This is a genomic window from Pseudomonas sp. WT-JTC (assembly GCF_056711565.1).
Genome location: NZ_CM160042.1, coordinates 406,285 through 419,684 on the forward strand (window position 1 = coordinate 406,285; position 13,400 = coordinate 419,684).

A 13,400-nucleotide genomic window follows, 5' to 3' on the forward strand; every position below is an offset into this window, starting at 1 on the left:
TGCACAAGTTCTGCATTCAGCACAAATTCCCCTGTGGGAGCGGGCTTGCTCGCGAAAGCGATCTCAAAATCAATACAAATCCACCGGATCAACATCCAGCGACCAACGCACCGCCCGCCCGCTCGGCATCTGTTCCAGCACCAGCAGCCAACTGGCCAGCAACCGATGCAGCGGCGCCCGGGCCGTGGCCTGCAAGAGTAGCTGGGCACGGTAACGTCCGGCCCGACGCTCCATCGGTGCCGGTACCGGCCCCAGTAGCTCGATGCCGCTCAGGTTCTGTTCGGCCAGCAAACGCTCGGCCTCGCTGCACGCCTCATCAAGGAAACCTTCGGCCTGCCCTGGCTTATGCGCCTCGGCTCGCAGCAGCGCCAAATGCGCGAACGGCGGAAGACCCGCCGCGCGGCGTTCGCTCAAGGCTTGCTCCGCAAAGGCGAAATAGCCCTGCTCGGTCAGTTGCACCAGCAGCGGATGGTCGGCCAGGTGCGTCTGGATAATCACCTTGCCCGGCTCTTCGGCGCGGCCTGCGCGGCCGGCGACCTGGACGATCAGCTGTGCCATGCGCTCGCTGGCGCGGAAGTCGCCGGAGAACAGGCCGCCGTCCGCGTCGAGGATCGACACCAGCGTCACCCGTGGAAAGTGGTGGCCTTTGGCAAGCATTTGCGTGCCGATCAGGATGCACGGCTGGCCTTTTTGAATGGTTGCGAACAACTGGTTCATCGCGTCCTTGCGCGAAGTGCTGTCGCGGTCGACCCGCAGCACCGGATAGTCCGGGAACAGAATCGCCAGGCGCTCCTCGGCCCGTTCGGTGCCGGCGCCAACGGGGCGCAGATCGACCTTGTTGCACTTCGGGCACTGGCGCGGCACGCGTTCGACGTAGCCACAATGGTGGCAGCGCAGCTCGCCGTAACGCTGATGCACGGTCATCCGCGCATCGCAGCGCTGGCACTCGGACATCCAGCCACAGTCATGGCACAACAGTGTCGGGGCGAAGCCGCGGCGATTGAGGAACACCAGGACCTGCTGCCCGGCGGCCAGGGTCTGGCCGATGGCTTGTTGCATCGGCCCGGAAATGCCGCTGTCCAGCGGGCGACTTTTGACATCCAGACGCAGGAAACGCGGCTGCTTGGCACCGCCTGCGCGTTCATTCAGGCGCAGGAGTCCGTAGCGGCCAGTGTAGGCGTTGTGCAGGCTTTCCAGCGAAGGGGTGGCGGAACCGAGGACGATCGGGATGCGTTCCTGTCGCGCCCGCACCAGTGCCAGATCGCGGGCGTGGTAGCGCAAACCTTCCTGCTGTTTATAGGAGCCGTCGTGCTCTTCGTCGATGATGATCAGGCCGGGGTTCTTCATCGGCGTGAACAGGGCCGAGCGGGTGCCGATAATGATGTCGGCCTCACCGTCCCGTGCGGCCAGCCAGGCATCGAGGCGTTCGCGGTCATTGACTGCCGAATGGATCAGCGCGATGCGGGCATTGAAACGTTGCTCGAAGCGCGCCAGGGTCTGTGGGCCCAGGTTGATTTCCGGGATCAGCACCAGTGCCTGCTTGCCGGCCTCCAGCGTTTCGCGGATCAACTGCAGATAGACTTCGGTCTTGCCGCTGCCGGTGACGCCGGCCAGCAGGAACGCGTGATAACTGTCGAAGCCGGCTCGAATCGCCTCGTATGCGGCGCGCTGCTCCGGGTTCAATGGGAGTTCCGGTTGCGCCAGCCAGTGTTCGTGGCGTGCGCCCGGAGCGTGGCGGCGGATCTCGACTTGCACCAGCTCCTTGGCCAGCAGCAAATCCAGGCTGTCCTTGCTCAGCATCAGCTTGCTCAGTAATTGATGGGCGACGCCGTGGGGATGCTGGGCCAGCGTGGCCAGGGCTTCGCGCTGACGCGGGGCGCGGGCGATGCGCGGATCATCGAGGCTGGCGCCCGGCGCGGCGGACCAGAACCGCTCCTGGCGTGCTTCGGCCAGCTCGCCCTGGCGCAGCAGCACCGGCAGCGCCCAGCTCAAGGTGTCGCCGAGGCTGTGCTGGTAATACTGGGAGGTCCACAGGCACAGCTTGAACAGCGCGGGCGGCAGCGGTGGGGTAGCGTCGAGCAGGGCCAGGGCCGGCTTGAGTTTCTCGGCCGGCACTTCGCTGGTGTTGGTGACTTCCACCAGGATTCCGATCATCTCGCGCCGGCCGAACGGTACCCGCAGGCGCATGCCAGGGTGCAGCTGGCTGCGCAGGACGCCGGCCGGAGCGCGGTAGTCGAACAGGCGGCGCAGCGGCGAAGGCAGGGCGAGGCGCAGAATGGCGTCGGGCACGCGGGGGATCTCGAATGGCGAAAAGTAACCAGCAGGGCCATGACCTGTGGGAGCGGGCTTGCTCGCGAAAACGGTGTGCCAGACGATTTGAATGCTGACTGACACTCCGTCTTCGCGAGCAGGCCCGCTCCCACAGGGGTGGCGATTTGGCCGGGAGCCTAGCAGACGGTCGGTAGAAGCGACAGCTTGCGTGATCAGGATTGTCTGGTAGAATCCGCGGCCTAATTACGTGCGGTATTCAACAATTGTGTTGGGTGGCGGCACGCTAGCCTGAGGAAGACACCATGAAAGCTGATATCCATCCAGAATACCCGGCAGTTGCTGTTACCTGCAGCTGCGGCAACAAGTTCGAAACCCGTTCGACCTTCGGCAAAGCCCTGGCGATCGACGTTTGCAACGAATGCCACCCGTTCTACACCGGTAAGCAGAAGACCCTGGACACCGGTGGTCGCGTACAGAAGTTCGCCGACCGTTTCGGTGCTTTCGGCGCGAAAAAGGCCTAAGGCCAATCAACTTGGGGAGCCGCTACGGTTTTTCCATGCTGATGAAGAAGGCGTCCCTTGCGGGCGCCTTTTTTATGTCTGCGATTTGGCTGTCTGGCGCCCAGGCCTTTTGCCCGGCGCCAGGCGACCTGGCGCCCGTTGCGGTGCAGCGGGTGGTGGACGGCGACACTTTGCGCCTGAGCGATGGCCGCAATGTGCGCATGATCGGCTTGAACACGCCGGAGCTGGGTAAAAAGGGCCGTTCCGACGAGCCGTTCGCCGTGGCCGCACGCAAACGCCTCGAAGCCTTGGTGGCGGCGAGTGACGGGCGGGTCGGGTTGGTGCCTGGCAAAGAAAGCAAGGACCATTACGGCCGCACCCTGGCCCATGTCTATGGTGCAGACGGCGCCAACCTGGAAGCGCAATTGCTTGCCGAAGGCCTGGGTTTTCAGGTGGCGGTGGCGCCGAATGTCGATCTGGTCGCCTGTCAGCAAGCCGCAGAACGCAACGCTCGTCAGGCCGGGCTCGGTGTCTGGCGCCAGTCACCTGTACTGAAAGCGGAGCAGATCAGCGCTTCCGGTTTTGCCGTGCTCAGCGGTCGTGTGAGCAAGGTGCAACGCAATCGCGGCGGGGTTTGGATCGAGTTGCAGGATTCAGTTGTATTGCGCGTTGCACCCAATCTGCTGGCGCGTTTCGATATGAATTCGCTGGAAGGCCTCAAAGGCAAGCAGGTCGAGGCGCGTGGCTGGGTGCTGGATCGCTCGCGCAAAGGCGGCCTCAAGGAAGGCCAGGCACGCTGGATGTTGCCCTTGACCGACCCGGCGATGCTTCAAGCGGTGCCGTGATAAAAAATTGTAGACATTTTTTCTGCCGATTGTGAACAGTCTAACCCTTGTAAGTCGTGGCTCTTGGCCCAAAGTCGTAGGGCAGGGCGCTTGACAGGGGTGACCGGTCAGTCTTGTGGGGACTTTGCGAGGCGCGTATCCTCGCTGACCAGTCTGTCCAACAGTAAAAGCGGAATGCCAAAATGTCTGATCTGAAAACTGCCGCTCTCGAATATCACGCCAATCCTCGTCCAGGGAAGCTGAGTGTCGAGCTCACCAAGGCCACTGCTACCGCTCGCGACCTGTCGCTGGCCTACAGCCCGGGCGTAGCCGAACCAGTACGCGAGATCGCCCGCGATCCTGAACTGGCCTACAAGTACACCGGCAAAGGCAACCTGGTTGCAGTCATTTCCGATGGCACCGCGATTCTCGGCCTGGGTAACCTCGGCCCATTGGCTTCCAAGCCAGTGATGGAAGGTAAGGGCGTACTGTTCAAGCGCTTCGCCGGCATCGACGTTTTCGACATCGAAGTCGACTCCGAAAGCCCGCAGGCCTTCATCGACACCGTCAAGCGCATTTCCATCACCTTCGGTGGCATCAACCTGGAAGACATCAAGGCACCGGAGTGCTTTGAAATCGAACGCGCTCTGATCGAGCAGTGCGATATTCCGGTATTCCACGATGACCAGCACGGCACCGCTATCGTGACCGCCGCCGGCATGATCAACGCCCTGGAAATTGCTGGCAAAACCCTGCCGCAAGCCAAGATCGTCTGCCTGGGTGCCGGCGCTGCCGCCATCTCCTGCATGAAGTTGCTGGTGAGCATGGGCGCCAACATCGAAAACATCTACATGGTCGACCGTACCGGTGTGATCCACTCCGGCCGTGACGACCTGAACCAGTACAAGGCGGTGTTCGCTCACGCGACCGACAAGCGCACCCTGGCTGACGCCCTGCAAGGCGCTGACGTGTTCGTAGGCCTGTCCGGCCCGAACCTGCTGAGCCCTGAAGGCCTGCTGTCCATGGCGGCCAACCCGATCGTGTTCGCGTGCTCCAACCCTGATCCGGAAATCTCCCCGGAACTGGCACACGCTACCCGTAGCGACGTGATCATGGCCACCGGTCGTTCCGACTACCCGAACCAGGTCAACAACGTACTGGGCTTCCCGTTCATCTTCCGCGGTGCCCTGGACGTTCGCGCCAAGCGCATCAACGAAGAAATGAAAGTGGCTGCGGCCAACGCCCTGCGTGAACTGGCCAAGCTGCCAGTGCCTCAGGAAGTGTGCGACGCCTATGGCGGCATCAAGCTGGAATTCGGTCGTGAGTACATCATTCCGAAGCCAATGGATGCCCGTCTGATCACCCTGATCTCCGATGCCGTGGCCAAAGCCGCCATCGAGACCGGTGTGGCGACCCTGCCGTATCCGAAGAACTACCCGCTCAAAAGCGTGGATGACGTGTTCAACGGCTAAGAGCAGCCGCCCATAAAAAAACCCAGCCAAGTGCTGGGTTTTTTTATGGCTGTAGGAGCGAGCTTGCTCCGGGCGGCGTTCCGACGATGGACGTCAACGATAACGCGTGTGTTCTGAATAAGCGCGTCGCCCTTGAGTCCTTCGCGAGCAAGCTCGCTCCTACAGCTGCTCCTCTAGAACAAATCGATCGGCGCCTGTTCATCCGCTGGCAACGGGCTGCCCGGTGCCGTGCCACTGCCGATCTCGTTGACCGACGGTGGCGTATCTTCGGCCTTGAACAGCTCGAAGTAAGCACCTGGCGTGCCCGGGCTGGCTGCGCGGCCGCTGACCGGATCGACTCTCAGGCTGAGGATGCCTTCCGGCTCAGGCTGCGTATGCGGCGGTTTGCCTTTGAGCGCGGGGCCCATGTAATTCATCCAGATCGGCAGCGCGACGGTGCCGCCGAATTCCTTGCGGCCCAGGCTTTCCGGTTGATCGAAACCGGTCCATACGGTCGTCACGTAATCGGCGTTGTAGCCGGAGAACCAGGCGTCCTTGGACTCGTTGGTCGTACCGGTCTTGCCGGCAATGTCGGGGCGGCCCAGGGCCAGTGCGCGACGCCCGGTGCCGAGCTTGATCACGTCCTCGAGCATGCTGTTGAGAATGTAGGTGGTGCGTCCGTCAATGATGCGTTCGGCAACGGCGGGTGCCTGTGGCGTCGGCGTAGTACCTGGGACTTCGCCCGGCGTTACGTTGACCGTGAAGGCTTGAGGGGCCGGTGCGGCAATGCCATCGCTGGCAGCGCCGCCCTGAGGCACGCTCGGTGGGTTGGCGACGAACAGTGTGTCGCCGTTGCGGCTTTCGATCTTGTCGATGATGTACGGGGTGATCTTGTAGCCGCCGTTGGCGAAGGCGCTCCAGCCGGTGGCGATTTCCATAGGCGTCAGGGTCGCGGTGCCCAGCGCCAGGGACAGGTTGGGTGGCAGGTCCTGTTTGTTGAAGCCGAAGCGAGTGATGTAGTCGATGGTCTTGCCCACGCCCATGGCTTGCAGCAAGCGGATCGACACCAGGTTGCGCGACTTGTACAGCGCTTCACGCAGGCGAATCGGGCCGAGGAAGGTGTTGGTGTCGTTCTTCGGACGCCAGACCTTGTCCAGGTACTCGTCGACGAACACGATCGGTGCGTCGTTCACCAGGCTGGAGGCGGTGTAGCCGCTGTCCAGTGCAGCGCTGTACACAAACGGTTTGAAGCTCGAACCCGGCTGGCGCTTGGCCTGCAATGCGCGGTTGTAGTTGCTCTGCTCGAAGGCGAAGCCGCCGACCAGCGAACGAATGGCGCCGTTCTGTGGGTCCAGGGACACCAGTGCGCCCTGGGCCTGCGGGATCTGGCTGAACTTCAGCGAATTGTCCGGCTGACGCTGCACGCGAATCAGATCGCCGACCTGGGCCACGTCCGACGGTTGTTTCGGGTTGGCGCCCATGCTGTTGGTATTCAGGAACGGCCGGGCCCATTTCATGGTGTCCCAGTTCACGTGTTCCTGACCGGTGCGGGTCAGCACTTGCAGGCCGTTCTTGTCGACCAGGGTGACGATGGCCGGTTCCAGGCTGCTGATGGTGCGTTGTTTGGTCAGCTCGGTTGCCCAGGCTTCGCGAGTCTTGCCCGGCAGCCGCGACTCGGGGCCGCGATAGCCGTGGCGCTGATCGTAGGTCATCAGGCCTTCGTGGACCGCGGTGTTGGCCAGTTCCTGGAGGTCGCTCGGCACCGTGGTGGTGACGCGGAAGCCTTCGGTATACGCGTCGCTGCCATAGCGTCCGACCATCTCGGCGCGGGCCATTTCGGCGATGTACGGGGCGTTCACTTCCGGAGTCGGCACGTGATAGCTGGCGTTCAGCGGCTCGTTGACCGCTGCGGTGTAGTCGGCTTCGCTGATTTTTCCGAGCTTGTACATGCGCCCCAGGATCCAGTCGCGACGCTCCTTGCTGCGCGCCGGGTTGGCCAGCGGGTTGAAGCGCGACGGCGCCTTGGGCAGGCCGGCAATCATCGCCATCTGCGCCAGGCTGACGTCGCGGATCGATTTGCCGTAATAGACCTGCGCTGCCGCCTCGATGCCGTATGCACGGTTACCCAGATAGATCTTGTTGACGTACAGCTCGAGGATCTCGTCCTTGGTCAGCTGTCGTTCGATCTGCAGGGCCAGCAGGATCTCGGTGGTCTTGCGCGAAAAGCTGCGTTCGCTGCTCAGGAAGAAGTTCTTCGCCACTTGCATGGTGATCGTGCTGCCGCCGGACTGGATGTGTCCGCTTTTGACCAGTTGGGTCGCGGCACGCATCAGACTGCTCGGATCGACGCCGTAGTGGTTGGCGAAATTGTCGTCTTCAGCACTTAGTAACGCATTGATGAAATTGGGGGGAATGTCGGCGAAACGGATCGGTGTACGGCGCATTTCGCCAAACTCTGCGATCAACTTGTTATCGCTGCTGTAGACCCGCAAAGGAATCTGCAACTGGATGCTTCTCAGCGCCTCCACGGACGGAAGCCCGGGACTAAGGTAGAGGTACGCCCCGCTCAGACCCAGAAGGAGTCCGCAGAAAACCGCGACGATGGACCAACCGAAAAACTTCAGCAGACGAATCAAGGCTTTTGGATATCCAGGGCAAAAATGAATTGGGCAACAGGGTTCAGGCTAAATGAGAACGACCCGCGCTTGAGCAAATGCGGAAAAAAACGCTGGGCATTATAAGCATTTTTCTGACCGGGAGCGTGGTTGGCGCTGCTGTCAAGACGGGCGGATTGAACGCAATGGACATTGCAGAGTCCGTAACTCACGGAAAGTCATAGGGAATCGGTAGTGCCAGGACTCTTCAACAAAAAATCCAGTACGCTGCTGGGAATCGATATCAGCTCCACCTCGGTGAAGCTTCTGGAGTTGAGCCGTCAGGGCGAGCGCTACCGGGTCGAAGCCTATGCGGTCGAGCCCTTGCCGGTTGGCGCTGTGATCGAGAAAAACATCGCTGAGCTCGAAGGCGTGGGGCTGGCCCTCACTCGCGCGCTGGCCAAGGCCAGAACCGGCCTCAAGAACGTGGCCGTGGCCGTGGCAGGCTCGGCAGTGATCACCAAGATCATCGAGATGGATGCCGGGCTTTGCGAAGACGAGATGGAAAGCCAGCTGAAGATCGAGGCCGATCAGTACATTCCTTACCCCCTGGATGAAGTCGCGATCGACTTTGAAGTCTTGGGCGCCTCCGTGCGCAATCCGGAGCGCGTCAACGTGCTGCTCGCCGCTTGCCGCAAGGAAAACGTCGAAGTCCGCGAGGCGGCCCTGACGCTGGCGGGGCTGACCGCCCGCGTGGTCGATGTCGAGGCCTACGCGCTGGAGCGCTCATTCGGCTTGCTGGCCAGTCGGCTCGCGGTCTCCGGGGAGCGTTTGACTGTCGCAGTGGTGGATATCGGCGCCACCATGACCACCCTGAGCGTGCTGCAGAACGGGCGGATTATCTACACCCGTGAACAGCTGTTCGGCGGTCGGCAGTTGACCGAGGAAATCCAGCGTCGTTATGGCCTGGCGCTGGAGCAGGCGGGTCTGGCGCAAAAGAAGGGCGGCTTGCCGGATGACTATGCCGGTGAGGTCTTGCAGCCATTCCGAGAGGCGCTGGTGCAGCAGGTATCGCGCTCGTTGCAGTTCTTCTTTGCCTCCGGCCAGTACAGCAGCGTCGACCATATCCTGCTGGCCGGCGGTACCGCGTCGGTCCCGGGGCTGGACCGTTTGGTCGAGCAGCAATTGGGCACGCCGACCCAGGTCGCGAATCCTTTTTCCGAAATGATTCTGGGCAACAAGGTCAATGGTGCTGCCCTGGCGAGTGATGCCCCGGCGTTGATGATCGCCTGTGGTCTTGCCCTCAGGAGCTTTGACTGATGGCACGGATCAACCTTCTGCCTTGGCGCGAGGAGCGGCGTGAAGCGCGCCGCAAGCGCTTCCTGCTGGTCCTGGTGGCCGTGATGGTGGGCACGATGGGCGCGGTGCTGGTCGCCAACCAGGTCATCAGTGGCGCTATCGATCGGCAAATCGCCCGTAACAATTACATCGGCAAGCAAATCGCCGTGGTCGATGAGCGGATCACTCAGATCAACGATCTCAAGGCGCGCCGTCAGCAACTGATCGAGCGCATGCGCATCATCCGGGACCTGCAAGGCAATCGCCAAATCAGTGGGCGAATGTTTGACCAGTTGGCGCGAGCCCTGCCCGACGGCGTGTATTTCACCGAAGTGAAAATGACCGGAAAGACCTTGTCCATCGCCGGAGCTGCGCAATCGAACAGCCGTGTTTCAGACTTGATGCGCAACCTCGAGGCATCAGACTGGTTCGATGCGCCGAGCCTGACTGAAGTCAAAGCGGCGGCTGCCGGTCAGGTGGAGCCGGCCAGTGTCTTCCAGTTGACCGTTCGCCAGACTCGACCCGCAGCACCGGAGGAAGGCAAATGAGGCCATCCGAATGGTTCGAAGGGCTGCGCAGGATCGACATCAATGATCTGGATACCGGCAACATGGGTTCCTGGCCGCCAGCGATCAAGTTTCTGGTGGCCGGTTTGCTCATGCTGCTGGTGCTGGCCCTTGGCTACAACTTTTCCACTCGCGACCTCGAGAGCCAGCTCGATCTCAGTCGCGAGGAAGAGTCGACACTCAAGGAACAGTTCGCTGGCAAGGCCCGCATGGCGGCGAATCTGGACCTCTACACCCAGCAGTTGAAGGAGATGGAGAACTCCTTCGGCATGCTGTTGCGGCAACTGCCCAGTGACACCGAAGTGCCCGGCTTGCTGGAAGACATCACTCGTACCGGTCTGGGCAGTGGCCTGGAGTTCGAAGAGATCAAGCTGCTGCCGGAGGTCGCCCAGCCGTTCTACATCGAACTGCCGATCCAGCTCACCGTCACCGGGGATTACCACGCCCTGGCCAGCTTTGTCAGTGGAGTGGCCGGGTTGCCGCGAATCGTTACCCTGCACGATTTCGACCTTGCCCCCGTCAGCCCCCAGGGTGGTCCGAAACTGCGCTTGAGCATCCTCGCCCGGACCTACCGCTACAGCGACAAGGGGCAGCATCAATGAGGCAGGCGCGATGTTTTTCGGTGGTGGTGTTGCTGTCTGCTCTGGCCGGTTGTGACGTCGGCGATGACTACAGCGATCTGGACGCGTACATGAACGAAATGCGCCAGCGTGGGCCGGACAGGATTGAACCAACGCCGGTATTCCGGTCTTACCCGACATTCACCTACAACGCGGCAAATCTGCGCAGCCCGTTTTCACCGCAGAGCAGTACTGATCCGGCGGCTCAACGGCGGGGCTCACGTAACGTCAAGCCCGACCCTGGTCGGGTCAAGCAATACCTCGAAGGTTTCAACATCGAGCAGTTTGAAATGGTCGGCACCCTTTCCAATGCAACGGGCTCCTATGCCCTGCTGCGCGGGGCGGGTGGGGTGCACCGGCTGAAAGTCGGCGATTACCTGGGACGTAACGACGGACGGATCGTTGCGATCAGCGGCTCGCAAGTCGATGTGGTTGAAATTGTTCCTGATGGTCAGGGCGCGTGGCTGGAGCGTCCCCGGACCATCCCTTTGAAAGAGCACTCATAGTGGAACTCGAATAATGAACAGGATTTTCGCAGCCTTCGGCCTTTCGCTATGGATAGCGTTGTTGTCGCCGATGGTACAAGCGGCCAATCTCAAGGCGCTGGATGTCGCTGCGCTGCCGGGAGACCGTGTCGAGTTGAAGTTGTCGTTCGATGAGCCGCCCCCGGTGCCCCACGGCTACACGACGGAATCACCAGCCCGGATTGCGCTGGATTTGCCCGGTGTCGCCAGTCGGTTGGCCAGCAAGACTCGCGATCTCGGCAGTGGAAATGCCCGTAGTGCAACGGTGGTGGAAGCCGGAGACCGTACGCGATTGATCATCAACCTGGCCCAGCCGGCCCCGTACGACTCGCGAATTGAAGGCAACAATTTGCTGGTGGTAGTCGGGCAGGGTGTCAAGCCGTCGGCATCCAGGTCGGCCGCCACGGCAATGCCGGTTCCGGCGCGAGCCGCAGTAACCACAGGCAAGTCCATTCGGGGTGTGGATTTTCAGCGAGGCACACAGGGCGAAGGCAATGTGGTGATCGACTTGTCGGATCCAGCGATGGCGCCCGATATACAAGAGCGCGAGGGCAAGATCATCGTCGGGTTTGCCAAAACCCGATTGCCTGAGCCGTTGCGCGTGCGTCTGGATGTGAAGGATTTCGCCACACCGGTGCAGTTCGTCAATGCCAGCGCGAGTGGAGATCGAGCCATCATCAGCATTGAGCCTGGTGGCGCGTTCGATTACTCGACCTATCAGGCCGACAGCAAGCTTACGATCAGCGTTCGCCCGGCGACGGTCGACAACCTGCAAAAGCGCAATGCCGGGCAGCATGCCTACAGCGGCGAGAAGCTTTCGCTGAATTTCCAGGACATCGATGTGCGTTCGGTGCTGCAACTGATCGCCGATTTCACCAACCTCAATCTGGTGGCCAGCGACACTGTGCAGGGTGGCATCACGTTGCGCTTGCAGAACGTGCCTTGGGATCAGGCGCTGGATCTGGTGCTGAAAACCAAGGGGCTGGATAAGCGCAAGGTCGGCAATGTCCTGCTTGTTGCGCCGGCCGATGAAATTGCTGCCCGTGAGCGTCAGGAGCTGGAATCACAGAAGCAGATTGCCGATCTGGCGCCGTTGCGTCGGGAACTGTTGCAGGTGAATTACGCCAAGGCGGCGGACATCGCCAAGCTCTTCCAGTCGGTGACCAGTGCCGAAGCGAAATCCGACGAACGGGGGTCGATCACCGTCGATGAGCGCACCAACAACATCATTGCCTACCAGACCCAGGACCGGCTTGACGAGCTGCGCAGGATCGTCACACAGCTGGATATCCCTGTGCGTCAGGTCATGATCGAGGCCCGGATCGTCGAAGCCAACGTCGACTATGACAAAAGCCTCGGGGTGCGCTGGGGTGGTTCGATACAGAACAAGGGTAACTGGAACACCTCCGGCGTCAGCAATGGGGTCAATGGGTCGTCGACCATTGGCACGCCCGGCAGTACCAGCACCAATTCACCGTTCGTCGACATGGGCGCGGCCAATAACACCTCGGGAATCGGCATCGCGTTCATCACCGATAACGTCTTGCTGGACCTGGAGCTGACGGCGATGGAAAAAACCGGCAACGGCGAAATCGTCTCGCAACCCAAGGTGGTCACGTCCGACAAGGAGACCGCCAAAATCCTCAAGGGCACCGAGATTCCCTATCAGGAAGCCAGTTCCAGTGGTGCGACTTCGGTGTCGTTCAAGGAAGCTTCGCTGTCACTGGAAGTGACACCGCAGATCACGCCCGATAACCGGATCATCATGGAGGTCAAGGTGACCAAGGACGAACCGGACTTCCTGAACAAGGTCCAGGATGTGCCGCCCATCAAGAAAAACGAAGTCAACGCCAAGGTCCTGGTCAACGATGGCGAGACCATCGTCATTGGCGGCGTTTTCTCAAATACTCAGAGCAAGGTCGTAGATAAGGTGCCATTTCTTGGCGATGTGCCGTATCTTGGCCGCCTTTTCCGGCGTGATGTGGTTTCGGAGAAAAAATCCGAGCTGTTGGTATTCCTCACTCCGCGTATCATGAATAATCAGGCGATTGCTGTGAGTCATTGATTCTGTGCGAAATTTGATTCTTGTTGGACCGATGGGTGCTGGAAAAAGCACCATCGGCCGGTTGCTGGCCAAAGAGCTGCGCCTGCCATTCAAAGATTCCGATAAGGAAATTGAATTGCGCACGGGCGCCAATATCCCTTGGATCTTCGATAAAGAAGGCGAACCGGGCTTTCGTGATCGCGAGCAGGCAATGATTGCCGAGCTGTGCGATTACGACGGTGTGGTGCTGGCGACAGGTGGGGGCGCGGTCATGCGCGAAGCCAATCGTCGGGCACTGCATGCCGGTGGGCGGGTGGTTTATCTGCATGCCTCGGTCGAGCAGCAGGTCGGCCGCACGGCCCGCGACCGCAATCGGCCATTGTTGCGTACTGCCGATCCGGCCAAGACCCTTCGGGATCTGTTGGCGATCCGCGATCCGCTTTATCGGGAAATTGCCGACCTGGTGGTCGAAACCGATGAGCGGCCGCCACGAATGGTCGTACTCGACATTCTAGAGCGCCTGCAGCAGTTGCCACCCCGTTAAAGCGCCGCGCGAAATGCGCTATCCTCGGCGTCCCGCCATGACTGCTCAAGGTTGTGGCGGATGGCTACCGAACGGCGTCACACCAGCAGAGGCCGTAGATATTCGTTAACTCAGGGCAGGATGC

11 protein-coding genes are annotated in these 13,400 nt (G+C 61.1%); 9 read left to right on the forward strand and 2 right to left on the reverse strand.

The window, feature by feature from the left end; translation table 11 throughout:
• Positions 1-69: 69 nt before the first annotated feature.
• Positions 70-2,289: a primosomal protein N' gene (locus AC06G5_RS01835; protein ID WP_480458915.1), complete on the reverse strand. Its 2,220-nt coding sequence runs from the start codon at positions 2,287-2,289 to the stop codon at positions 70-72.
• Positions 2,290-2,573: 284 nt separating this feature from the next.
• Between AC06G5_RS01835 and rpmE the strand changes: the two genes are divergently transcribed.
• The 3 genes from rpmE to AC06G5_RS01850 all read left to right on the forward strand — a co-directional run bounded on the left by rpmE (position 2,574) and on the right by AC06G5_RS01850 (position 5,067).
• Positions 2,574-2,792 carry a 50S ribosomal protein L31 gene (rpmE, locus tag AC06G5_RS01840; protein ID WP_007975586.1) on the forward strand — a complete coding sequence of 73 codons (219 nt, stop codon included), beginning with the start codon at positions 2,574-2,576 and terminating at the stop codon, positions 2,790-2,792.
• A gap of 35 nt (positions 2,793-2,827) precedes the next feature.
• Positions 2,828-3,616, forward strand: coding sequence for a thermonuclease family protein (locus AC06G5_RS01845; RefSeq protein ID WP_413428443.1), 789 nt, complete (start codon positions 2,828-2,830; stop codon positions 3,614-3,616).
• A 182-nt stretch (positions 3,617-3,798) separates the two neighbouring features.
• Complete coding sequence (locus AC06G5_RS01850) at positions 3,799-5,067, forward strand: malic enzyme-like NAD(P)-binding protein (RefSeq protein WP_008017023.1); 1,269 nt, start codon at positions 3,799-3,801, stop codon at positions 5,065-5,067.
• A gap of 173 nt (positions 5,068-5,240) precedes the next feature.
• Here AC06G5_RS01850 and AC06G5_RS01855 read toward each other — a convergent pair whose 3' ends face one another.
• Positions 5,241-7,679, reverse strand: coding sequence for a penicillin-binding protein 1A (locus AC06G5_RS01855; protein WP_413705515.1), 2,439 nt, complete (start codon positions 7,677-7,679; stop codon positions 5,241-5,243).
• 216 nt (positions 7,680-7,895) lie between these two features.
• Here AC06G5_RS01855 and AC06G5_RS01860 point away from each other — a divergent pair, with 216 nt between their 5' ends.
• From AC06G5_RS01860 to aroK, 6 genes are read left to right on the forward strand one after another with little or no spacing between them, the layout of a single operon-like run.
• Entirely contained in the window at positions 7,896-8,960 is a 1,065-nt protein-coding gene (locus tag AC06G5_RS01860; protein WP_413703709.1) for a pilus assembly protein PilM, read from the forward strand.
• Positions 8,960-9,526: a PilN domain-containing protein gene (locus AC06G5_RS01865; protein ID WP_413428445.1), complete on the forward strand. Its 567-nt coding sequence runs from the start codon at positions 8,960-8,962 to the stop codon at positions 9,524-9,526. The genes AC06G5_RS01860 and AC06G5_RS01865 overlap by 1 nt, the downstream gene beginning before the upstream one ends.
• Positions 9,523-10,146, forward strand: coding sequence for a type 4a pilus biogenesis protein PilO (gene pilO / locus AC06G5_RS01870; RefSeq protein WP_413703708.1), 624 nt, complete (start codon positions 9,523-9,525; stop codon positions 10,144-10,146). Before AC06G5_RS01865 ends, pilO begins: the two co-directional genes overlap by 4 nt.
• A complete protein-coding gene (locus tag AC06G5_RS01875) occupies positions 10,143-10,670 on the forward strand; it encodes a pilus assembly protein PilP (RefSeq protein ID WP_413703707.1) in 528 nt (175 codons plus the stop codon). Before pilO ends, AC06G5_RS01875 begins: the two co-directional genes overlap by 4 nt.
• A 13-nt stretch (positions 10,671-10,683) precedes the next feature.
• Positions 10,684-12,753 carry a type IV pilus secretin PilQ gene (locus tag AC06G5_RS01880; protein WP_413703706.1) on the forward strand — a complete coding sequence of 690 codons (2,070 nt, stop codon included), beginning with the start codon at positions 10,684-10,686 and terminating at the stop codon, positions 12,751-12,753.
• Between the two features lie 4 nt (positions 12,754-12,757).
• Complete coding sequence (gene aroK / locus AC06G5_RS01885) at positions 12,758-13,276, forward strand: shikimate kinase AroK (RefSeq protein ID WP_015093141.1); 519 nt, start codon at positions 12,758-12,760, stop codon at positions 13,274-13,276.
• Positions 13,277-13,400 lie beyond the last annotated feature (124 nt).

Bases quoted from the DNA above. Each gene is read 5' to 3' on its own strand.
- AC06G5_RS01850 (WP_008017023.1), top strand. From the start codon at position 3,799: ATGTCTGATCTGAAAACTGCCGCTCTCGAATATCACGCCAATCCTCGT.
- pilO (WP_413703708.1), top strand. From the start codon at position 9,523: ATGAGGCCATCCGAATGGTTCGAAGGGCTGCGCAGGATCGACATCAAT.
- AC06G5_RS01865 (WP_413428445.1), top strand. From the start codon at position 8,960: ATGGCACGGATCAACCTTCTGCCTTGGCGCGAGGAGCGGCGTGAAGCG.
- AC06G5_RS01845 (WP_413428443.1), top strand. From the start codon at position 2,828: ATGCTGATGAAGAAGGCGTCCCTTGCGGGCGCCTTTTTTATGTCTGCG.
- AC06G5_RS01880 (WP_413703706.1), top strand. From the start codon at position 10,684: ATGAACAGGATTTTCGCAGCCTTCGGCCTTTCGCTATGGATAGCGTTG.
- rpmE (WP_007975586.1), top strand. From the start codon at position 2,574: ATGAAAGCTGATATCCATCCAGAATACCCGGCAGTTGCTGTTACCTGC.
- AC06G5_RS01875 (WP_413703707.1), top strand. From the start codon at position 10,143: ATGAGGCAGGCGCGATGTTTTTCGGTGGTGGTGTTGCTGTCTGCTCTG.